Raw genomic sequence first — 20,905 nt, 5'->3', positions numbered from 1 at the left:
CGGCCCCGCGGTGGAGAGCAACGGGTAGGCTTGTCGACTTGCCGGAATCACCGGGCTCATCGGGTGGGTACGGCAGTGGGGACGTTTTCCGGGTGAGGGGAAGCACGAGTTGTCCGAAGAGCTGGTCGAGCGGGAGATCGCTGCTGAGCAGGCGTTCGTCGACCGGGTGTACGTCCAGCTGGCCGAGTCGGCCCGGCAGGCGCAGGCACTGGCCAAGGAGGGTCACAGTCGCGGCCGGCTGGGCCACGAGGGCGGGCTGGTCGAGCGGGACGCGATGGTGTTCCAGGCCGCCCGCCGGATCGCGCAGCTCGACGCCGCGCACGAGGGCCTGGTGTTCGGGCGCCTGGACATGACCGCCGAGGTCGACCCGGAGCCGCGGTACGTCGGGCGAATCGGCCTGCGCGACGCCAACCGCGACTCCCTGCTCATCGACTGGCGGGCCCCCGCGGCCGCGGTGTTCTACCAGGCGACCGCGGCCGAGCCGCACGACGTCGTACGCCGCCGGGTGCTGCGCTGCGCCGGCCCGCAGGTCGTCGGCGTGGAGGACGAGCTGCTGGACGCCGCGGCCGAGACCAGCCTGCCGATCGTCGGTGAGGGCGCGTTGATGGCGCAGCTCTCCCGTGCGCGGGACCGCTCGATGCACTCGATCGTCGCGACCATCCAGGCCGAGCAGGACCGGGCGATCCGGGCGCCCGGCAAGGGGGTCGTCTCGATCTCCGGCGGCCCCGGCACCGGCAAGACCGTCGTCGCGCTGCACCGGGCGGCGTACCTGCTCTACAACGACCGTCGGCGCTACGAGGGCGGCGGCGTCCTGATCGTCGGCCCCAGCGGGGTCTTCATGCGCTACATCGAGCGGGTGCTCCCGAGCCTCGGCGAGACCGCGGTGGCGCTGCGCTCGCTGGGCGAGGTCGTCGACGGCGTGCGCGCCACCCGCCACGACGAGCCGACGGTCGCCGACGTCAAGGGCTCGGCGCGGATGGCCGAGCTGATGCGTCGTACGGCGCGCCAGCAGGCGCCGGGCAGCCCCCGGGAGTTCCGGATCTTCTGGCGCGACGACACCATCGTGCTCGACCGCGGCGAGCTGGGCCGGCTGCGCCGCCAGCTGATGTCCCAGGGCCGGCGCAACCGACAGCTGCCCCGCGTGGCCCACGCCCTGCTCGACGCGATGTGGCGCCAGGTCCGCGGCGAGCGCGGGCGGGACCGCGGCCGCGAGTCCTTCGACGACGAGATGCTGTCGAACCAGTCGTTCGTCGACTTCGCCGCCGCCTGGTGGCCGCCGCTCGACGCCCTCGAGGTGTTCGGTTGGCTGCGCGACCCCGAGCTGCTCTCCCGCGTCGGCGACGGGGTGGTGACCCCGGAGGAGCAGCGGCTGCTGGCCAAGTCGTGGGGCGAGGCGGTCGGCCTCTCGGTCGAGGACGTCCCGCTGCTCGACGAGCTGCGCTACGCCCTCGGCGATGTCCCCGCCCGCACCGACGACGAGCACGAGCTCGACGACACGGGGCTGCTCGAGGGCGGGGTCGACATGCAGGAGCTGTTCACCGCGGCCGACCGCGAGTACGCCCCGTCCGGCCGGGCCTGGGCCCCGCCCACCCACCGCATCGACGACGACCCGTTCGCGCACGTGCTGGTCGACGAGGCCCAGGACCTCACCCCCATGCAGTGGCGGATGGTCGGCCGGCGCGGCCGGGCGGCATCGTGGACGATCGTCGGCGACCCCGCCCAGTCCTCCTGGCCGGTGCCGGCCGAGTCGGCCGCCGCGCGGGCGGGCGCGCTCGAGGGCAAGGAGGTCCACGAGTTCCACCTCTCGACCAACTACCGCAACTCCTCGGAGATCTACGCCCACGCGGCGGCGTACGCCGAGCGGGTCGGCCTGGACGCCGACCTGCCGACCGCGGTGCGGTCGACCGGCGTCGAGCCGACCGTCCTGGCCGGCATCGCCGACCTGGAGTCCGCGACCCGTGAGGCCGTGGTGCAGATGGCGGCCGCGGTCGAGGGCACCGTGGGCATCGTGGTCCCGGTGGCACGTCGCTCGGAGGTCAACGCCTGGTTGGCGTCCTGGCCCGAGGTCGCCGACGACGCGCCCGGCTCCCGGGCGGCCGTGGACTCCTCGGTCGCCCCGTCCGGCGACGACCGGATCGTCGTGCTCACCGGCCTGGACACCAAGGGCCTGGAGTTCGACGGCATCGTCGTCGTACGACCGCAGGAGATCGAGGACGAGTCGGCCACTGGCCGGGCCACGCTGTACGTCGTCCTCACCCGCGCCACCCAGCTGCTGACCACGCTGTCCTGATCTCCCGCCGGCCGCGTGACCTTCGCCTCTGGCCCACTCGCACGGCGCGGCGTGGACTGAGGCCGACGGTCTGATCAGCGCGGTGGCGCCCCGAGCGCCCGGTCGCGAAGGGGGTCCAGAGATGATCCGACGTCCTCGTCTCGTCAGTGCCACGGCCGCGGTCGCCGCAGCCGTGATGATCCCGCTCCTCCCGGCGGTCGCGGCCGCACCGGTCGCCGACGGCGTCTACAAGGGCCGCATCGCCGACGCGCCCGAGGGGCAGGACAAGGTGTCGTTCACCGTGACGCGCCACGGCAGGTCGGTCACGGGCATGCGCGTGGGGCCCTGGGCGCTGTCGGCGGAGTGCGGCTCCGGTGGCGACCCGCCGATCCAGTCGTCGAAGGCCGCGCCGATCCGGGACGAGAAGTTCACCGCGCACATCGTCTACCGGGCCGACGACGACTCGGTCATCGCCCGGGCGACGGTGACCGGCAAGTTCTTGAGCAGGGGCCGGGAGAAGGGCGTGGTGACCACGGTCATGGAGTCGGAGAACTGCCCCGCTCACGCGCTCGCGTACACCACGCGCCTCCGGTAGTGGGCGACTCCCCGACAACTGAGATCGCCCCCGCCCGGTGCTGTAACGCCCGTTTACCCCGCCTGCCGACCCCGCTGCAGCACGGTCGGAAGTGGGGGTAACACGGCGTTACAGCAGACCAGCCTGGTCAGGCTCCTCGAGGGCCGACGACTCGAGGCGGCCGCTGGCGCAGCGCGGTGAGACGGGAAACTGGCGCCGCCTCGGCGAGAACTAGAGTCGCGCCATGACCGATCGGCCTGCGCCTGATGTCCGGGAAGCCATCGCGGCCCTCCAGGGACACGAGGCGTGGGCGATCATCCGGCGCTCGACGCGGGCCGGCGACCGCGACACCGTGGGCCTGGTCGGCGGCCGGCGCCGCGTGGTCGAGTCGATCCTCGACGTACCCCTCGAGGAGGGCGTGCCGCAGGAGGGGCACATCGCCGACCGGCTGCTGGCGGTGCCGTTCCGCCAGGTCCGCGAGCGCGGCTTCGAGGCGCACGACGACGGAACCCCGCTGGTGGTGGTCGAGGTCGAGACCGAGCTGGAGTTCTCGGTCGCCGAGGTCGTCGACGCCATCGACGACACCGGCGTGGAGTTCGCCGACCGCGGGGGCTTCGAGACCGACGACGAGGAGTACGCCGAGCTGGTCGCGGCGATCATCCACGACGAGATCGGGCAGGGCGAGGGCGCCAACCTGGTCGTCGGCCGGCACTACCGCGCGACCGTCGCGGACTGGGGCGCCGACACGGCGCTCACCGTCTTCCGGCGGCTGCTGGAGCGCGAGCGCGGCGCCTACTGGACCTACGTCTTCTTCACCGGTGACCGCTACCTGATCGGCGCCAGCCCCGAGCGGCACGTCTCCATCCACCCGGTCCGCGACGGAGCCGAGCAGGGGACGAGCGAGCGACCGAGCGGACCGTTCGGGTTGGCCGACGTGCGGATGAATCCGATCAGCGGCACGTTCCGGATCCCGCGGGAGGGCGACGGCCCCGTGCAGGGAAGGCTGCTGGAGTTCCTGCGCGACGAGAAGGAGATCTACGAGCTCTTCATGGTCGTCGACGAGGAGCTGAAGATGATGTGCGACATCTGCAACGAGGGGGGCCAGGTGCTCGGCCCCTTCCTCAAGCCGATGAGCCACCTCGTGCACACCGAGTACCTCCTCGCCGGCCGCACCAGCCGTGACCCGCGCGAGGTGCTGCGCGACACCATGTACGCCGCGACCGTCACCGGCTCGCCCGTGGAGAACGCCTGCCGGCTGATCAAGCGGTACGAGACCGAGGGCCGCGGCTACTACGGCGCCGCGCTGGCGATCCTGGGCCGCGACGAGGTCGGTGGACCGGTCGTGGACAGCCCGATCGTGATCCGCACGGCGGACGTCGGGCTGGACGGCCGGCTCACGGTCACCGCGGGGGCGACCCTGGTGCGCGACTCGGACCCGGCGTACGAGGTCGCCGAGACGCACGCGAAGGCCGGTGGCATCCTCAGCGCCTTCGGGCTGGTCCCGCCCGCGCCGCGGCCCGACGTCAACCTCGCCGAGCTGGTCAGCGACGAGGACGTGCTGCTGGCGCTGAACGCGCGCAACCGGCGGCTCAGCCGGTTCTGGCTCACCGACCAGGGCGGCTCCCCGCCGGACCCGCGGCTGGCCGGGAAGAGCGTCGTCATCCTCGACGGCGAGGACGACTTCGTGAACATGCTGCGCCACGTGCTCGGCGTGCTGGGGATGACCAGCGAGGTGGTGCGCCACGCCGACTACGCGCCGGGCTGCCTGGACGGGTACGACCTGGTGATCGTCGGCCCGGGCCCGGGCGACCCGCGCGACGGCGCCGACCCGAAGATGGCGAGCCTGCGGGCCGCGGTCGCCGAGCTGATGACCGCCGGCCGGCCGTTCCTCGCGGTGTGCCTGGGCCACCAGGCGCTGTGCCACCACCTCGGCCTCCCGCTGACCTACAAGGACATCGTCTTTCAGGGCACCCAGTCACCGGTGCCGATCCGCGGGCGGACCGAGCGGGTGGGCTTCTACAACACCTTCGTCGGCCGGCTCGACCCCGGTTCGGGAGCCCCGGAGGGGGTCGAGGTGGAGGCGGATGTCCAGACCGGTGACATCCATCTCCTGCGCGGTCCGCACTACCGCGGCATCCAGTTCCACGCTGAATCCATCCTCACCGAGCACGGCTACGACCTCCTGCACGAAATCGTGTCGGAGCTTCTGCTCGATGTTGAGGCGTCGGATCCCGCCGACGAGTAGGCTTGGCGGCGTAGCACGGCGGGAACCCGCTCATGGGCCCGGTGAAGACTGCCCCCCAGCTTCATCGGGCCCGTCCCGTCCCTGGAGTAGGTTGCGCGCGTGGTCCCGGACGTCGTCGTGGTCGACCACCACGACTCCTACACGTGGAACCTCGTGCACCTGGTCGCGTCCGTGACCGGTGGGCTGCCCGCGGTCGTCCAGCACGACGAGGTGTCCGCCGAGGAGGTGCTCGCGTTCAGCCACGTGGTGCTCTCGCCGGGACCGGGCCACCCGGCCGTGCCGGCCGACTTCGCGGTGGGTGGTGAGGTGCTGCGGCGCGCGGCCCGGCCGGTGCTCGGCGTGTGCCTGGGCATGCAGGGCCTGGTGACGACGTACGGCGGGACCGTCGGGCGGGTCGAGCCGGCGCACGGCGAGGTGGCGCGGGTGACCCACGACGGCCGCGGGGTGTTCGCCGGGCTGCCGCCGTCGTTCCCGGTGGTCCGCTACCATTCGCTCGCGGCGCTGGCGGTGCCCGAGGTGCTCGAGGTGACCGCGTGGGCCGGCGACGTGGTGATGGGCGTGCGGCACCGGACGTTGCCCCTGGAGGGCGTGCAGTTCCACCCGGAGTCGATCCTCTCCGCGCACGGTGCGGCGCTGGTGGCGAACTTCCTGGGGCTGTCGTGAGCGACCCCGCCCTCGACCCCGCCCTCGATCCCGCACGCGACCCGGTGGCGTTCTTCCGCGGCGTGGCGGCGGCGTACCCGCGCTGCTTCTGGCTCGACGGTGGCGGTGCCCGGGAGTGGTCGGGTCGTCGGTCGATGGTCGGCTGGCTGGGCGAGGACGACGTGTCGCTGACCTACTCCGCGGCCCGCCGGGAGGTGCGCCGGCACGTCGGCGGCAGCTGCGAGGTGGTCGGCGACGACGTGTTCGTCGTACTCGAGGCCGAGCTGGCCGCCGGCGCGCCCGATGACCACTGGGTGGGCTACCTCGGCTACGCCTGCCGCCCGGACCTGCCCGCCTCGACCGGTCCCGGCCTGCCCGACGCCGTGTGGATGCGGCCGGCGGGCGTCCGGTTCTTCGACCACGGACTGGGCGGGCAATCCCGGAACTTCCTGGGGGAAGTTCCGGCCCAACAGTTCCGGTTTCCCCGGTTCACCGGGGAAACCGACCCGGCCCCGCCCGCCTACGCCACCGCGTTCGAGGAGGTGCAGGAGCAGCTGCGGGCGGGGAACAGCTACGAGGTCAACCTGACCTACCGGCTGGCGCATCGCAGCGGGGTGGACCCGGTGACGGCGTACCTGAGGCTGCGCGAGCTCAACCCGGCGCCGTACGCCGGGTTCCTCCAGCACGATGTCCGCGACGTGCCGGACGCCCGGGCCTGGCTGCTCAGCTCCAGCCCGGAGCGCTACGCGCTGGTGACCGCCGACCGGAGCATCGAGACCAAGCCGATCAAGGGCACCACGCTGCGCGGCGCGACCCCCGCCGAGGACGAGGCCAGCCGGCACCGGCTCGCGACCGACTCGAAGTTCCGCGCCGAGAACCTGATGATCGTCGACCTGCTCCGCAACGACCTCTCGATGGTGTGCCGCCCGGGGACCGTGAGCGTGCCGGCGCTGATGGACGTCGAGTCCTACGCGACCGTGCACCAGCTGGTCAGCACCGTCCGCGGCGAGCTGCGCGACGACGTCAGCACGGTGCAGGCGCTGCGCGCGCTGTTCCCGGCCGGCTCGATGACCGGCGCGCCGAAGCTGCGCACCATGCAGGTGATCGAGCAGGTCGAGGCCACCGAGCGCGGCCCGTACGCCGGCGCCTTCGGCTGGGTCTGCGCCGACGGCCGCGCCGACCTCGGCGTGGTCATCCGCAGCCTCGCCAGCACCGGCGACGGCGCCTACCTGCTCGGCACCGGCGGCGGGATCACGGTCCGCTCCGAGGTCGCCGAGGAGTACGCCGAGTCCCGCTGGAAGGCCGACCGGCTGCTGGCTGCGCTCGGCTGAGCCGTTCCACCCGCCTGGCTACCCTCGACGGATGGAGAACCCGCACGTCATCGTGCTCTTCGGAGCCACCGGCGACCTCTCCCGGCGCAAGCTGTTGCCGGGGCTGCTCCGCCTGTGGCAGGCCGGCCTGATCCAGGACGCCCGCATCGTCGGCACGTCGCTGGAGGACGTCGACACCGAGACGTTCGTGAAGATCGCCCGGACCGCCTGCGAGGAGTTCGGGCAGAGCCGGTTCGACGAGGCGGACTGGGCCCGGTTCAGCCGGATGCTGCGCTACGTCCCCCAGTCCGCCGGCCCGGCCGCCCTCGCCGAGGCGGTCCGCGGCTGCCGGGCCGACCTGGGCGCACCGGGCCGCGACGTCGACTGCCTGCACTACCTCAGCGTGCCGCCGAAGGCCGCGCTCGACGTGGTCCGCCAGCTCGACGAGGCGGGCCTGGCCGCGCACTCGCGGATCGTCATGGAGAAGCCGTTCGGCACCGACCTGGCCTCGGCCGAGCGGCTCAACGCCCGGCTGCACGAGGTCTTCGACGAGAGCCAGATCTTCCGCATCGACCACTTCCTCGGCAAGGAGGCGGCCCAGAACATCCTCGCCTTCCGCTTCGCGAACGGCCTGTTCGAGCCGATCTGGAACCGCAACTTCATCGACCACGTGCAGATCGACGTACCCGAGACCCTCGGCCTCGAGGGCCGCACCAGGTTCTACGAGACCACCGGCGCCTACCGCGACATGGTCGTCACCCACCTGATGCAGGTGCTCGCGTTCATGGCGATGGAGCCGCCGACGTCGCTCGCGCCGGACCCGATCAGCGACGAGAAGCTCAAGGTGTTCCGTTCGATGCGCCCGATCGAGCCGCGGAACGTGGTGCGCGGCCAGTACGCCGGCTACCGCGACCACCCCGAGGTCGCCGACGACTCCGACACCGAGACGTTCGTGGCCCTCAAGGTCGAGATCGACAACTGGCGCTGGGCCGGGGTGCCGTTCTTCCTGCGCACCGGGAAGAAGCTGGCCGAGGGGGCGCGGATCATCTCGATCGCGTTCAAGGAGCCGCCGCTGGCGATGTTCCCGGCCGGGTCCAACGCCGGCACCCAGGGCCCCGACCACCTCACCTTCGACCTGGCCGACCAGTCGCGGATGTCGCTGTCCTTCTACGGCAAGCGTCCCGGTCCAGGCATGAAGCTGGAGAAGCTCTCCATGCAGTTCGCCACCCACGAGACGATGTCGTCGGGCGGGGTGCTGGAGGCCTACGAGCGGCTGATCCACGACGCGATCCGCGGCGACCACACGCTGTTCACGACCGCCGACGGCATCGAGACCCTGTGGGAGAAGTCGATGCCGCTGCTGGAGAACCCGCCCCCGGTGCGCACCTACGCGCCCGGCAGCTGGGGGCCCAACGCGATCCACCAGCTGATCGCCCCGCACGCCTGGCGACTGCCGTTCGAGCGGTCCTGGCGCGAGTCCAAGGACCCGTACGACGCCTAGCTTCGCTGATATAGGTCGGGGTAGTCCTTCACGGACACCTCCGGAGGTGCTTGGAAGGGACCGACAGGTTCTCTTCATCTGAGGGTCGGGCGTTGGCGCGCCGTGGCCTTCCGGCGCCCCCGGAGGTGGGTCCAATGGTTGTTCAGGCTGTTCCGGTCACGTTGTCGACGGTCGTCGTCGCGGTCGATGTTGGCAAGACTGAGTTCGCGTTCTCGGTCACCGATGCCACCCGGACATTGCTCCTCAAGCCGCGGACCGGCTGCCCGATGACCGGGCCGTCGCTGGCACAGGTCGTGGCCGACATCGCCCGGTTGCTCCCGATCGATGCGGTGGTCAAGGTCGGTATCGAGGCGGCCGGGCATTACCACCGGCCGTTGCTGATGACAGGGGCGTGGCCGGGGACCTGGGAGGTGCTCGAGCTCAATCCGGGTCATGTCACCGAGCAGCGTCGGGTGCTGGGCAAACGCACCATCAAGACCGACGTGATCGATCTTCAGGCGATGACCGAGCTGCTGCTGGCCGGTCGCGGTCAGCCGGTCCGGGACCGCTCGCTGGTGTTCGGGGAGTTGACGGCGTGGTCGGCGCATCGGGTCGGCCGGGTGGCGTTGCGGACAGCGACGAAGAACCAGCTGCTCGGACATCTGGACCGGACCTTCCCCGGGCTGACCCTGGCGCTGCCGAATGTGCTGGCCACCAAGGTCGGCCGGCTTGTCGCCACAGAGTTCCCCGATCCGGCACGGCTGGCCGCGTTGGGCAGCAGCCGGTTCATCCGCTTCGGAGCGACCCGGGGCCTGCAGATCCGCCGGCCCGTGGCTGACAGGCTGGTCCAAGCCGCTCGCGATGCGTTGCCCACCACCGATGCAGCTGTCGCCCGCGCCGTCCTTGCCGCTGACCTCGCGCTGCTCGACGACCTGGACGCGCAAGTCGACCAGGCCACCGAGCAGCTGGCTCGACTGCTGCCCCGTAGCCCGTTCGCGCCGCTGCTGACGGTCCCAGGATGGGGCGCGGTCCGGGCCGGAAACTACGGCGGCGCCCTGGGGGACCCGGCCCGATTCGACAACCACCGGCAGATCTACCGCACCGCCGGACTCAACCCGATCCAGTACGAGTCCGCCGGAAGACGTCGCGACAGTGTCATCAGCCGCGAGGGCAGTGTCGAGCTGCGTCGCGCGCTGATCGACCTGGGAGTGGGGTTGTGGCTCAGTGAGCCCGCCGCCAAGGTCTACGGTGCGCAGCTTCGTGACCGTGGCAAGAAGGGTCTGGTCATCGCCTGCGCGATGGCCAACCGCGCGAACCGGATCGCGTTCGCTCTGGTCCGCGACCAGAGCACTTACGATCCCAGCAGGTGGATCCGGGAGGGCTGAGGCCAGCACTTCACAACTCCGGCCGGTCGTGTCAGGCTCGTGGGCACGAAGGACCCGGACCAGACGCCGCATTCGCTATGGCAGACGCCGCAAGACGTTATGCCGCTGCTAGCTTGGCGCCCGGGTCCTTCGCCCTTGCGGCAGCCCGAACGAAGCCAGACGACCCGTCCACAGGCGAGGTCGCATACGTCAGCGTGGGCGCCCGGCACCCCAACAGCCAGCACGACCGACCAAACAGCACCAACATCAACTCCGCGGCCCGGAGCCGCTGGACCCTGCCCACCTTGAGACTTGACGCGACCTACAGCCAGCTAGCCGCCGCCCGCCGCAACCACCGGAGCTCGGAGGGTGACGACGGGCGCCCCGCGGCGTACGTTGCGAGATGGCTCACGCCGGCTCCGCCCCACCAGCGCGGATCCCGGTCGGACCCACGGCACCGATCACGATGCCGCGCCATCGCTTCTTTTCGGGAGAGTCATGGCCATCCACCGTCACCCCAGCCGCCTCCACCGAGGCATCGCAGTGCTCGCAGCCGTCTCGGCCGCCGTCCTTCCGCTCGCCCTCGCCTCGGTCGCCGAGGCCGCCGCCGGGCCCGACGGCCCGGTCAGCGTCGACAGCCCCTACGTGAAGGCCAACGGCGCGGCGCCGTCGACCGGAGACGCCATCACCACCTGCGGCACCAACCGCCGGCAGCAGAACGAGCCGACCGCCGCGGTCGACCCCGGCAACCCGAGCATCGTCACCTCCGGGTCGAACGACTACTGCACCGTCGAGCTCGCCGGTGGCACCTGGGCCGGCTTCTACCGGTCCACCGACGGGGGCGGCACCTGGACGGACTCGCTGCTGCCCGGCTACCCCACCGACAGCTCGGCGGAGGGCCTCGCGAGCCCGCTGCACCAGCGCGGCATCACCAACGCCGGTGACCCGGTACAGGCGTGGGACCGCGACGGCCGCCTGTTCTACATGGGCAACGCGTTCAACCGCGTTGCGCCCCAGAACGGCAGCGTCTGGGTCGCGACCTACGACCAGCACGCCGCGCACTACGTGCGCACGGTGATCGTCGGCAAGGGCACCCCGGCGCTGTCCGGGAAGTTCAACGACAAGACCTCGATCGAGGTCGACCGGGGACTGTCGAGCGCGTTCGCCGGCAACGTCTACGTCGCCTGGAGCGTGTTCCAGGGGGGCGGCAACAACGAGATCATGTTCGCCCGGTCCACCGACCACGGGCGGACCTTCAGCAACCCGACCCGGATCTCCGAGGGCTCGCTCGGCAACCAGTTCGCCGACATCGCGGTGACCCGGGACGGCACGGTCTACGTCGCATGGAACGGCACGGTGGGCAGTCGCGCCACCGGCCACGACGCGATGCTGTGGGTCCGCTCGACCGACGGCGGCCGCAGCTTCACCAAGCCCGCTGTGGCGGCGGAGTTCGACGGCTTCGACGCCGCCGACTCGGCGGGCCACCCCGAGGCGGCCCAGCAGGCGCACGAGGACGCGTTCGAGCACGCCGACGGTCCGGAGTCCGACGTGGAGCCCGGCTCGGCCGGAGACTCCCGCGACTGCGGCTCCGGCCCCTTCGCGTGCCGGAGCGGCTTCGTGTTCTTCCGGCACGACAGCCAGCCGAGGATCACCGCCGACCCCGCGGACGCCTCCAACACCGTCTACATGGTGTACGACGCCACGATCCCCTCGACCGAGGTCCCGTCGACGTCGACGTACAACACCGCACCGGTGCGCAACGGCACGCTGATGGTCGGACAGGGTGCGGTCTACCTGACCATGAAGGTCGGCGACGGCGGCTGGGCGACGCCGCGGCTGCTCGCACCGACCCCGGTCGGTCACCAGCTGTTCCCGGACATCAGCGCCGACGGCGGATACCTGTTCGCGCTCTGGCACGACAGCCGCAACGACCCCGGCTACAGCGTCCAGAACCCGCCGGGCAACGCGTCGGCGACCGACGACGCCGGCTTCCACCTGCCGACGATCGGGCTCGACACGTACGGCGCGTCCTCGGCCGACGGCGGCACGACCTGGTCGCTGGTCCGGTTGTCGTCGGGCTCGCAGCTGCCGAACTACGAGATGTTCGGTGACCGCCGGGTCCCGTTCCACGGCGACTACAACTACGTGTCGAGCGTCGGGAACTTCGCCTTCGGCACCTGGACCGACACCCGGCAGGTGGTCGGCGGTGACGACCCGCGCTACGACGGTGGGGAGGGGTTCGACGTCCTGCAGTGCCGGACCGCGAGCACGGACGGCAGCTTCGGCGCCGACACTTGCCCGAACGCGGGAGGCCTCGACCAGGACGTCTTCGGCGCGGCGTTCAGCCACTGAGCAGCCACGGACGCGCGTGGGGGTCGGGCCGACCGGTCCGCCCCCACGGCGCGGCGCTCAGCCTCAGTCCGAGCAGATCTGCGCGAACGCGCCGACCAGCAGGTCGACGTCGTCCTCGGAGGCGACCAGCGGCGGCGCGAGCCGCACCGTCTGGCCGTGCGCCTCCTTGGCGAGGATGCCGAGGTCGAGCAGCTGCTCGCACACGTGCCGCCCGGTGGCCAGGTCGGGGCTGATGTCGACCCCCGCCCACAGCCCGCGGGTGCGGACCGTGTCGATGCCCTGGCCGACCAGCCCGCCGAGGCCGGCCGCCAGCCGCGCGCCGAGGGTCGCGGCGCGCTCCTGGAACTCGCCGGTGTCCAGCATCGCGATCACCTCGCGGCCGATCGCGGCCGCCAGCGGGTTGCCGCCGAAGGTCGAGCCGTGGGTGCCCGGGGTGATCACGGAGAGCACGTCGCCGTCCGCGGCGATCGCCGAGACCGGGTAGAGGCCGCCGCCCAGCGCCTTGCCGAGGATGTAGACGTCGGGGACCACGTCCTCGTGGTCGCAGGCGAAGGTCCGGCCGGTGCGCGCCAGGCCGGACTGGATCTCGTCGGCCAGCATCAGCACGCCGCTGGAGTTGCACAGCGCCCGCACGCCCTGGAGGTAGCCCTCGGGCGGCACGATCACGCCGGCCTCGCCCTGCACCGGCTCGAGCAGCACCGCGGCGGTCGTCTCGTCGACCGCGGCCGCGAGCGCCTCGAGGTCGCCGTACGGCACCAGCCGGAAGCCGGGCGTGTACGGCGCGTAGTGGGCCGTGGCCGCCGCGTCGTTCGAGAACGAGACGATCGTGGTCGTGCGGCCGTGGAAGTTGCCCTCCATCGCGACGATCGTCGCCTGCGACTCCGGCACCCCCTTGACCAGGTAGGCCCACTTGCGGGCCACCTTGATCGCGGTCTCCACGGCCTCGGCACCGGAGTTCATCGGCAGGATCAGCTCCTTGCCGGTCAGCGCGGCGAGGTCGCGCGCGAACGGGCCGAGCTGGTCGTTGTAGAAGGCCCGCGAGGTCAGCGTCAGCCGGGTCAGCTGCTCGGTGGCCCGGGCGACCAGGCGGGGGTGGGAGTGCCCGAAGTTCAGCGCGCTGTAGCCGGCCAGGCAGTCGAGGTAGCGACGGCCCTCGACGTCGGTGACCCAGGCGCCCTCACCGGAGGACAGCACCACCCGCAGCGGGTGGTAGTTGTGCGCCGCGTAGGACTCGGTCAGCTCGACGTGAGCCTGGGTGTCGCTGAGCGGCAGGATGCTCGCCTCGGTGGTCTCGGTGCCCGTCATAGGTGCATCGTCTCACCGCGGTTCAACGATTGCTGCGCCGGCCGTCGTCGGTGTAGGTGACCGACCCGAGGTCGACGGTACGGCGGGCGTTCGCGAGCGCCGCGACCAGCACGCTGCCCAGGGGCCCGCGCCGGTCGAACACGGCCGCCGTCCCGACCGCGATGCCGTCGTGCTCGACCCGGTCGGTGGCCAGCAGCCCGATCTCGACGCCCTCCGGCTCACGCGCGAGGGTCAGCGTGATGTCGGTGTTGATGTACTCGATGCCGCGGGTGCCCCAGTTGGTCACCATGCTGGCGCCGTCGGCGGTGGCGGCCGCGGCCTGGAAGCCGGTGACCGGTTCACCGGCGACCACCGGGACCGCCGTGCTCCAGGTGGCCTTCCGGGCGGCGTTCTGGTGGGCGAGGAAGTCCTGGGACCAGTCGGCCGAGGAGCGCACGTAGGGCGCCCGCGGGACCGTCGAGGGCGGGACCACCTCCGGTGCCGGGGGCTGCGGCCGCTCGGCCGGCTCCCACACCTCGCCGTCGGTGCTCTCCGAGGGCCGGAGGAACGTGGCGGTGCCGCGGGCGACCCGCTCCCCGTCCTGGGACAGGATCACGTCGACCAGGCAGATCCGGCGGCCCTCCCGCTCGATCTCCGCGCTCAGCGTGCACGGCACCATCCGGGCCGGCCGGAACAGGTCGACCGCCCAGCGTGCCGGGCGCAGGTCGGTGCGGCCGGCCTCCGCCAGCCGCCGCTCCGCGGCCCAGGCCAGGGCGCCGCTGAGCGCGACGCCGTGCATCTGGTCCTTGCTCCACATGCTGCACGCCAGCTGCCGGGGCACCAGCTCGGTCGCCCGGTCGTCGCGCCGGGTGAAGAACGAGAGCGTCACGGGCGCCATTGTCCAGTGCCGCTCGGATCAGGGGCGTTCGGGGGCCGCGCGCACCAGGGCCGCGAGCAGCCGCCGGGTCGCGGCGACGACCTGCTGCTCGTCGTACGGGCGGAGCTGGACGGCGTTCACGCTCTGCACCAGGCCGCCGCTCTGCACGAAGCCGGTGACGAGCACCGCGGGGCGGCGCGCGTGCACGACCAGGCGCGCGGCGTCGGCGCCGGGCACGGCGATCCGGCTCACCCGGCCGCGGATCGGGCCCATCGTCCGCCACGCCTCGTCGAGGCCGCCGTCGAAGAAGAGGTAGTTCACGTCGAACGCCGGGCCACCCTCGGCCACCGGCGTGAACGCGCACCGCGGCTGGTCGGTGGTCCCGGTCTGCTCGGCCATCGGCTCGGCGGCGAACCGGCTCACCTGCGCGGCGTCCAGCCCGTCGCAGGGGCTCCAGCCCACGTCGGTCGCCTCGGACAGCGCCGCCGAGGCGTCCGACGCCGCCGACCCGGGGTCGGCCTCGGAGCCCGCGGAACCGGACGAGCAGGCGGCGGTGAGCAGCCCCGCCGCCAGGAGCACGGCGGCCGGCAGCGCGCGCCTCACGACGCGGGCGTCCAGTCCGGGACGGGCGCGCGGGAGCCGGGCAGCCACAGCGTGAGCCGGGCACCGCCGGTCGGCGCGGCCCCCGCCCACACGGTGCCGGAGTGCCGTTCGGCGACCTGGCGCACGATGGAGAGCCCCAGCCCGGAGCCGGGCATCGACCGCGACTCCTGCGAGCGGTAGAACCGGTCGAAGACGTGCGGCAGGTCCTCCTCGGAGATCCCCGGCCCGTCGTCGTCGACGGTGAGCACGCCGCCCGCCAGCCGGACCCGCACGGTCCCGCCGGCCGGGCTCCACTTCGCCGCGTTGTCGAGCAGGTTCGTGACGGCGCGCTCGAGCCCGGCGCTCTCGCCGACGACGAACCAGGGCTCGGCGACCACGTCGAAGGTCACGCCGGCCGCGCGGCGGCGGACCCGCGCGATGGCCCGGTCGACCAGCTCGGGTACGTCGACCGGCTCGACCACGTGGGTGAGCGGCTCGTCCCGGGCGAGCTCCATCAGGTCGCCGATCAGCGTGGTCATCTCCTCGATCTGGGCGGCCACGTCGTCGAGCAGCTCGGCGCGCGCCTCCGACGGGAGGTCGACGCCACCCCGGTCGGCCTGGCCCAGCAGGTCGAGGTTGGTGCGCAGCGAGGTGAGCGGGGTGCGCAGCTCGTGGCCGGCGTCGGCGACCAGCTGGCGCTGCCGGTCGCGGGAGGCCGCCAGCGCCGCCAGCATCTGGTTGAACGCGGTGGCGAGCCGGGCGATCTCGTCGTCGCCCTCGATCGGCAGCGGGCGCAGGTCCTCGGTGCGGGCGATCTGCTCCACCGACGAGGTGAGCCGCCGCACCGGCCGGAGCCCGTTGCGGGCCACCGCCCAGCCGGCCATGCCGGCGGCGATCACGCCGGCGAGGCCGAAGAGGAACATCACGATGCCGAGCCGGTTGAGCACGTTCTGCTGCGACTCCAGCGACTGGGCCAGGATCATCGTTTGGCCGCCGTCGCGGCGCAGCGCGATCACCCGCCAGTGGGTGTCGCCGTCCTTGCTGACCACGGTGCGCAGCGACTGCTGGCGCTCCCCACCGACCACGGCCGCCTCCGGCGAGCCCAGCAGGCTGATCGGCGAGCTCTTGTCGACCGAGGTCGCGACCCCGATGCCGCCCTGCAGGCAGGCGACCCAGACGTCCGCGGCGCCGAGGTACTCGTCGGGGATGTGCAGGTCGTTCTGGCACAGGTCGAGCGAGGCGGTGGTGGCCCGCTCGACGAGGGAGTCGTCGAGGGTCGTCTGCATCTGCATCCGGACCGTGAGGTAGGCGCCGGCGGCGACGAACGCGACCGTGACGCCGACCGCGATGGTGGTGAGCAGCGTGACCCGACTGGCGAGCGAGCGGCGGTAGTGCCACCGCCCGTCCGGAGGGACCGGCGGGAAGACGGTCACGATTCCTTCAGCACGTAGCCCACGCCGCGGACGGTGTGGATCAGCCGCGCCTCGCCCTCCGCCTCGGTCTTGCGGCGCAGGTAGCCGACGTACACCTCGAGGGAGTTCGCGGTCGTCGGGAAGTCGTAGCCCCACACCTCCTCGAGGATGAAGGAGCGCTCCAGCACCCGGCGCGGCCGGCGCAGGAACATCTCCAGCAGCGCGAACTCGGTGCGGGTCAGCTCGATCACCCGCTCGCCGCGGCGGACCTCACGGGTGCCGACGTCCATCGACAGGTCCGAGAAGGAGAGCATCTCGTCGGTGGCGTCCTCGTGCGGGACCACCCGCCGGAGCAGGGCCCGCAGCCGGGCCAGCAGCTCCTGGAGGGCGAAGGGCTTGGTGAGGTAGTCGTCCGCGCCGGCGTCGAGGCCCTCGACCCGGTCGCCCACCGCGTCGCGGGCGGTGAGCACCAGGATCGGCAGGTCGTTGCCGGCGGTGCGCAGCGCCCGGGTGGTCTCCAGCCCGTCGAGGCGGGGCATCATCACGTCCATCACGACCACGTCCGGGGCGGCGGCGGAGATGCCGGCCAGCGCCTCGGCGCCGTCGGCCGCGAGCACGACCTCGTAGCCGTTGAACTCCAGCGACCGCCGCAGTGACTCGCGCACGGCCTTGTCGTCGTCGACGACGAGCACACGCGGCCGGGGAGCAGTGGGCGTGGTCACGCTCCTACTCTGCCAGCCGAGCCTGAGCCGCGACTGAGAACCGGGGCGGGTCCGGGGCGGGTCCGGGGCGGTCCGGTCAGACGAAGCGGGCGGCGGCCTCGGCGGCCCGGCCGGCGTAGCCGCCGCCGAAGTGGCAGGCGTGCACGAGCAGCGGGAACACCTGGTGCAGCGCCACCCGGTCGGCCCACCCGTCGGCCAGCGGAGTGGTCCCGGCGGTGGCCTCGGCGTACGCGTCGAGCACCCGCGGCAGGTGCGGCAGCCCGAACAGCGCCAGCATCGCGAGGTCGACCTCGCGGTGCCCGCCGTACGACGCCGGGTCGATCAGCCACGCCTGCCCGTCCAAGCCCCACAGCACGTTGCCGTTCCACAGGTCGCCGTGCAGCCGGGCCGGCGGCTCCTCGGGCACCAGGTCGGCCAGCCGGGGGAGCACCGCCTCGATCGCCGCGGCCTGCTCCGCGGTCGCGGCGCCGCGGTCGCGGGCGAGCTTGAGGTAGGGCAGCACCCGGCGCGCGGCGTAGAACTCGGCCCAGGTGTCGGTCGGCCGGTTCGGCATCGGCAGTCGGCCGATGAAGCCGTCGCGGTCCCGGCCGTACGACGGCGCCCCGGCCGCGTGGGTGGCGGCGAGTGCGCGGCCGAACGCGGTGGCCGCGTCGACCGAGTTCTTGCCCGGCTCGACCCAGCGCACGATCACGCACTCGTGGTCGACGCCGAGGACCTCGGGGACCTGCGCGCCGCCGGCGGGCGTCGCCTCGGCGAGCCAGCGCAGCCCCGCGGCCTCCTCGGCGAAGAACTCGTCCGGGGCGTGCGGGAGCGTCTTCATCAGCGCCGTCGTGCCGTCGCTGAGCCGCAGCCGGGTCGCCGTGGAGATGTCGCCGCCCGCGATCGGCGCCGTGGCCACCACCGAGGATCCGAGGAGCTCCTCGGCCCGGCGCGCGACCAGCGGCTGTCGGGTCACGAGACCCGCTCACCCCCGCCGCTCCAGGGTCGCTCGCGCTCCAGGGTCTGCACCAGCGCCTCGGCCGTGCGCTCCACCATCGCGAGCACCTCCTCGAATCCGGAGTCCCCACCGTAGTACGGGTCGGGCACGTCGCTGCCCGGTTCGACCGGGTCGAACTCGCGGAACAGCCGCACCCGGCCCGCCCTCTCGGCCGGGGCCGGGTCCTCCGCCGGATCCTCCGCCAGGTCCTCCGCCAGGTCCTCGGCCGGGTCCTCGAGGTCGGTGATGTCGGCGTGGTTCTGCGCGTCCATGGCGAGCACCAGGTCGACGGGGTCGCGGCCGGTCCACTGGCGGGCCCGGTGCCGGGTGGCGTCGTACCCCGACCGGGTCAGCGTCGCGGCGGCGCGGCGGTCCATCGGGTCGCCGACGTGCCAGTCGCCGGTGCCGGCGCTGCTGACCGTGACCCGGTCGGCGAGGCCGGCGTCGGCGACCCGCTCGGTGAGCACGACCTGCGCCATCGGCGAGCGGCAGATGTTGCCCAGGCACACCACGGCGACGTGGTACCGACCGGGGGTCCGGGCCGGCGGCAGCTCGCGCCCGGCCACGGCTCAGGCCTCCTCGGCGTCGCCGAGCAGGAGCCCGACGATCCAGGTGACGATCGTGATCACGATCGCGCCGCCCACTGCGGTCCAGAAGCCGTCGACGTAGAAGTCGATGTCGAACAGCCCGGCGAGCCACTCGGTGAACAGCAGCATGAGCGCGTTGATCACCAGCAGGAACAGGCCCAGCGTGATGATGATGAACGGGATCGAGAGGAACTTCAGCACCGGGCTCACGAACGAGTTCACGACGCCCAGGATCAGCGCGACGAACAGCAGCGGCCAGATCTTGTCCGCCACCTCGTCCCACCCGCTGTCGGCGCCGCCGCGGAAGCCGATCCCGTCGAAGAGCTGGCACGCCACCGCCAGCGCCACCGCATTCGTCAACAACCAGCCGAGCAGCTTGAAGAGACCCACGCCTGGATCCTAGGGGGGCGGACCCGCGTCGGCGGTTTCCCCGGTTCACCGGGGATGTTGGAACTTCTGGCCCGAAGTTTCGGCCCAACGGTTCCGGTTTCCCCGGTGAACCGGGGAAACCAACCCCGGTCGCCGCCGCAGCCGGGCGGCTACGGTCAGGGGCGTGTTCCCGGTCGGCGGTGTGGGGGTGATGCTGCTCCTGGTGGTGGTGTCCGCGGCGGCGTGCCTGCTGCTGGTAGTAGCGCTGGGGCGCAGGCTCGGGTGGGTCACCGCCGGGTCGCTCGGCGGACTGGTCTGGTCCCTGGCGGTGATCGCCTCGATCACGCTGATCCCGGCGAACGGCGCGCCCGGGATCGTGCCTGTGGAGGGCCGGCTGACCGGCTGCTCGTGGGACGTCGGCGGGCCGGCGCCGGACGGGTTCTGGATCTTCTCCGGGGGGCAGCGGCTGCTCAACACCGTCGTCTTCGTGCCGCCCGGTGCCCTGCTCGTCTTCGCGGCCGCCCGGTGGCGGGCCGCCTGGGTGCTGGTGCCGGCCGGACTGGCCCTGCTGGCCAGCTACTCGGCGGCGATCGAGGGCACCCAGCTCGCGCTGGCCCGGCTGGACCGGGCCTGCGACGTGACCGACGTGGTCGACAACGTCACCGGCGCGGTGGTCGGGGTCGGGATCGGGATCGTGCTGGCGGTGCTGCTGCGGCCCTGGCGGCGGCGTCCCCATCGACCCGCGGCCCGAGAAGTGCGTCACTAGGGTGAGCCCATGACCAGCCCCCAGCCCCGGCGCACGGTCGCTGCGATCCCGCCGTACGTCGCCGGGAAGCCGCCGACGGTCCGACCCGGGATGACGTCGTACAAGCTCTCCTCGAACGAGAACCCCTACCCGCCGCTGCCCGGCGTCATCGAGGCCGTCCAGGCGGGCGTCGCCGCCATGAACCGGTACCCCGACATGGGCAGCGCCGCGCTCTACGCCGCCCTGTCGGAGAAGTTCGCGGTGCCGTCCGACCACCTCTCGGTGGCCACCGGGTCGGTCGGGCTGATCTACCAGCTGGTGCAGGCGTTCTGCGAGCCCGGCGACGAGGTCGTGTTCGCCTGGCGCTCGTTCGAGGCGTACCCGATCGCGGTGACGGCCGCGGCCGCGACCGCAGTCAAGGTCCCGGTGCTCGCCGACGGCCGGCACGACCTGGACGCGATGGCGGCCGCCGTCACCGACCGCACCAAGGTGGTGCTGGTCTGCACCCCCAACAACCCGACCGGCCCGGCGGTCACCCAGGCCGAGCTGGACGACTTCCTCGAGAAGGTGCCGCCGCACGTGCTCGTCGTCGTGGACGAGGCCTACCTGGAGTTCGTGCGGATGGCCGATCCGGTCGACGGTCTCGCGACGTACCGCGCCCGGGAGAACGTCGTGCTCACCCGCACCTTCTCCAAGGCCTACGGGCTGGCGGGCTTCCGGGTCGGGTACGCCGTCGCGCCTGCCCCGATCGCGGCCGCGCTGCGCGCCGTGTCGCTGCCGTTCGGGGTCTCGACCGTCGCCCAGGCCGCGGCCATCGCGTCGCTCGAGCGCCAGGCCGAGCTGCTCGAGCGGGTCGAGGCGCTGGTCGTCGAGCGGGCCCGCGTCGTCGCGGGCCTGGCCGAGGCGGGGTGGGACGTCCCGGCCGCCCAGGGCAACTTCGTGTGGTTCGAGCTCGGCGAGCGGACCGCCGACTTCGCCGCGGCCGCGGACGAGGCCGGGATCGTGGTCCGGCCGTTCGCCGGGGAGGGCGCCCGGGTCTCGATCGGGGAGACCGAGGCCAACGGCCGGCTGCTTCAGGTGGCCGCAGCCTTCAGCCGCTGACGCGGTAGCGTGCC

The 20,905-nt window shown here is 72.7% G+C and carries 18 protein-coding genes; 10 read left to right on the top strand and 8 right to left on the bottom strand.

All coding sequences use genetic code 11. The features are described 5' to 3' along the window. The first annotated feature begins 109 nt into the window (after window positions 1-109). The 8 genes from NOCA_RS24400 to NOCA_RS24365 all read left to right on the top strand — a co-directional run bounded on the left by NOCA_RS24400 (window position 110) and on the right by NOCA_RS24365 (window position 12,236). A complete protein-coding gene (locus NOCA_RS24400) occupies window positions 110-2,290 on the top strand; it encodes a HelD family protein (protein WP_011757956.1) in 2,181 nt (726 codons plus the stop codon). A gap of 121 nt (window positions 2,291-2,411) precedes the next feature. Further along, window positions 2,412-2,864 carry a hypothetical protein gene (locus tag NOCA_RS24395; RefSeq protein ID WP_011757955.1) on the top strand — a complete coding sequence of 151 codons (453 nt, stop codon included), beginning with the start codon at window positions 2,412-2,414 and terminating at the stop codon, window positions 2,862-2,864. A 223-nt stretch (window positions 2,865-3,087) separates the two neighbouring features. Beyond that, window positions 3,088-5,088, top strand: a complete 2,001-nt coding sequence (locus NOCA_RS24390) for a phenazine-specific anthranilate synthase component I (protein ID WP_011757954.1) — start codon at window positions 3,088-3,090, stop codon at window positions 5,086-5,088. A 99-nt stretch (window positions 5,089-5,187) separates the two neighbouring features. Beyond that, a complete protein-coding gene (locus NOCA_RS24385) occupies window positions 5,188-5,751 on the top strand; it encodes an anthranilate synthase component II (RefSeq protein WP_011757953.1) in 564 nt (187 codons plus the stop codon). Then, a complete protein-coding gene (locus tag NOCA_RS24380) occupies window positions 5,748-7,061 on the top strand; it encodes an anthranilate synthase component I family protein (protein WP_011757952.1) in 1,314 nt (437 codons plus the stop codon). The genes NOCA_RS24385 and NOCA_RS24380 overlap by 4 nt, the downstream gene beginning before the upstream one ends. A gap of 31 nt (window positions 7,062-7,092) precedes the next feature. Next, window positions 7,093-8,541, top strand: coding sequence for a glucose-6-phosphate dehydrogenase (gene zwf, locus NOCA_RS24375; protein ID WP_011757951.1), 1,449 nt, complete (start codon window positions 7,093-7,095; stop codon window positions 8,539-8,541). 134 nt (window positions 8,542-8,675) lie between these two features. After that, on the top strand, window positions 8,676-9,905 hold the full coding sequence (locus NOCA_RS24370; protein ID WP_011755180.1) for an IS110 family transposase: 1,230 nt from the start codon (window positions 8,676-8,678) through the stop codon (window positions 9,903-9,905). A 477-nt stretch (window positions 9,906-10,382) separates the two neighbouring features. Then, entirely contained in the window at window positions 10,383-12,236 is a 1,854-nt protein-coding gene (locus tag NOCA_RS24365) for a sialidase family protein (RefSeq protein WP_011757950.1), read from the top strand. A 63-nt stretch (window positions 12,237-12,299) separates the two neighbouring features. Here the strand turns inward: NOCA_RS24365 and rocD are convergent, their stop codons facing one another. From rocD to NOCA_RS24325, 8 genes are all read right to left on the bottom strand, one after another. Then, on the bottom strand, window positions 12,300-13,541 hold the full coding sequence (rocD, locus tag NOCA_RS24360; protein ID WP_011757949.1) for an ornithine--oxo-acid transaminase: 1,242 nt from the start codon (window positions 13,539-13,541) through the stop codon (window positions 12,300-12,302). Window positions 13,542-13,563: 22 nt separating this feature from the next. Continuing rightward, window positions 13,564-14,418: an acyl-CoA thioesterase domain-containing protein gene (locus NOCA_RS24355; RefSeq protein WP_011757948.1), complete on the bottom strand. Its 855-nt coding sequence runs from the start codon at window positions 14,416-14,418 to the stop codon at window positions 13,564-13,566. Between the two features lie 18 nt (window positions 14,419-14,436). Further along, complete coding sequence (locus NOCA_RS24350) at window positions 14,437-15,000, bottom strand: DUF3558 domain-containing protein (RefSeq protein WP_140404132.1); 564 nt, start codon at window positions 14,998-15,000, stop codon at window positions 14,437-14,439. Further along, entirely contained in the window at window positions 14,997-16,412 is a 1,416-nt protein-coding gene (locus NOCA_RS24345) for a sensor histidine kinase (protein WP_011757946.1), read from the bottom strand. Before NOCA_RS24345 ends, NOCA_RS24350 begins: the two co-directional genes overlap by 4 nt. After that, window positions 16,409-17,113, bottom strand: coding sequence for a response regulator transcription factor (locus NOCA_RS24340; protein ID WP_011757945.1), 705 nt, complete (start codon window positions 17,111-17,113; stop codon window positions 16,409-16,411). Before NOCA_RS24340 ends, NOCA_RS24345 begins: the two co-directional genes overlap by 4 nt. A 76-nt stretch (window positions 17,114-17,189) precedes the next feature. After that, window positions 17,190-18,068 carry a fructosamine kinase family protein gene (locus tag NOCA_RS24335; protein WP_011757944.1) on the bottom strand — a complete coding sequence of 293 codons (879 nt, stop codon included), beginning with the start codon at window positions 18,066-18,068 and terminating at the stop codon, window positions 17,190-17,192. Further along, on the bottom strand, window positions 18,065-18,655 hold the full coding sequence (locus NOCA_RS24330; protein WP_011757943.1) for a low molecular weight protein-tyrosine-phosphatase: 591 nt from the start codon (window positions 18,653-18,655) through the stop codon (window positions 18,065-18,067). Before NOCA_RS24330 ends, NOCA_RS24335 begins: the two co-directional genes overlap by 4 nt. Before the next feature lie 3 nt (window positions 18,656-18,658). Continuing rightward, complete coding sequence (locus tag NOCA_RS24325) at window positions 18,659-19,066, bottom strand: phage holin family protein (protein ID WP_011757942.1); 408 nt, start codon at window positions 19,064-19,066, stop codon at window positions 18,659-18,661. Between the two features lie 163 nt (window positions 19,067-19,229). On the opposite strand from NOCA_RS24325, the gene NOCA_RS24320 reads away from it, so the two are divergent. Next, window positions 19,230-19,811, top strand: coding sequence for a VanZ family protein (locus tag NOCA_RS24320; protein ID WP_041546931.1), 582 nt, complete (start codon window positions 19,230-19,232; stop codon window positions 19,809-19,811). Between the two features lie 9 nt (window positions 19,812-19,820). Next, window positions 19,821-20,891, top strand: a complete 1,071-nt coding sequence (hisC, locus tag NOCA_RS24315) for a histidinol-phosphate transaminase (RefSeq protein WP_011757940.1) — start codon at window positions 19,821-19,823, stop codon at window positions 20,889-20,891. The last annotated feature ends 14 nt before the right edge of the window (window positions 20,892-20,905 follow it).

Origin of the sequence: Nocardioides sp. JS614 (assembly GCF_000015265.1) — a bacterium.
Classification (GTDB): Bacteria; Actinomycetota; Actinomycetes; order Propionibacteriales; family Nocardioidaceae; genus Nocardioides.
The sequence above is the reverse complement of the archived record's forward strand: the minus strand, read 5'-3'. Positions and strand labels throughout refer to the sequence as shown.

What these genes read in the sequence shown, in the direction of transcription:
- NOCA_RS24395 (WP_011757955.1), top strand. Translation starts at nt 2,412, where the DNA reads ATGATCCGACGTCCTCGTCTCGTCAGTGCCACGGCCGCGGTCGCCGCA.
- NOCA_RS24390 (WP_011757954.1), top strand. Translation starts at nt 3,088, where the DNA reads ATGACCGATCGGCCTGCGCCTGATGTCCGGGAAGCCATCGCGGCCCTC.
- zwf (WP_011757951.1), top strand. Translation starts at nt 7,093, where the DNA reads ATGGAGAACCCGCACGTCATCGTGCTCTTCGGAGCCACCGGCGACCTC.
- NOCA_RS24370 (WP_011755180.1), top strand. Translation starts at nt 8,676, where the DNA reads ATGGTTGTTCAGGCTGTTCCGGTCACGTTGTCGACGGTCGTCGTCGCG.
- NOCA_RS24365 (WP_011757950.1), top strand. Translation starts at nt 10,383, where the DNA reads ATGGCCATCCACCGTCACCCCAGCCGCCTCCACCGAGGCATCGCAGTG.
- rocD (WP_011757949.1), bottom strand. Translation starts at nt 13,541, where the DNA reads ATGACGGGCACCGAGACCACCGAGGCGAGCATCCTGCCGCTCAGCGAC.
- NOCA_RS24355 (WP_011757948.1), bottom strand. Translation starts at nt 14,418, where the DNA reads ATGGCGCCCGTGACGCTCTCGTTCTTCACCCGGCGCGACGACCGGGCG.
- hisC (WP_011757940.1), top strand. Translation starts at nt 19,821, where the DNA reads ATGACCAGCCCCCAGCCCCGGCGCACGGTCGCTGCGATCCCGCCGTAC.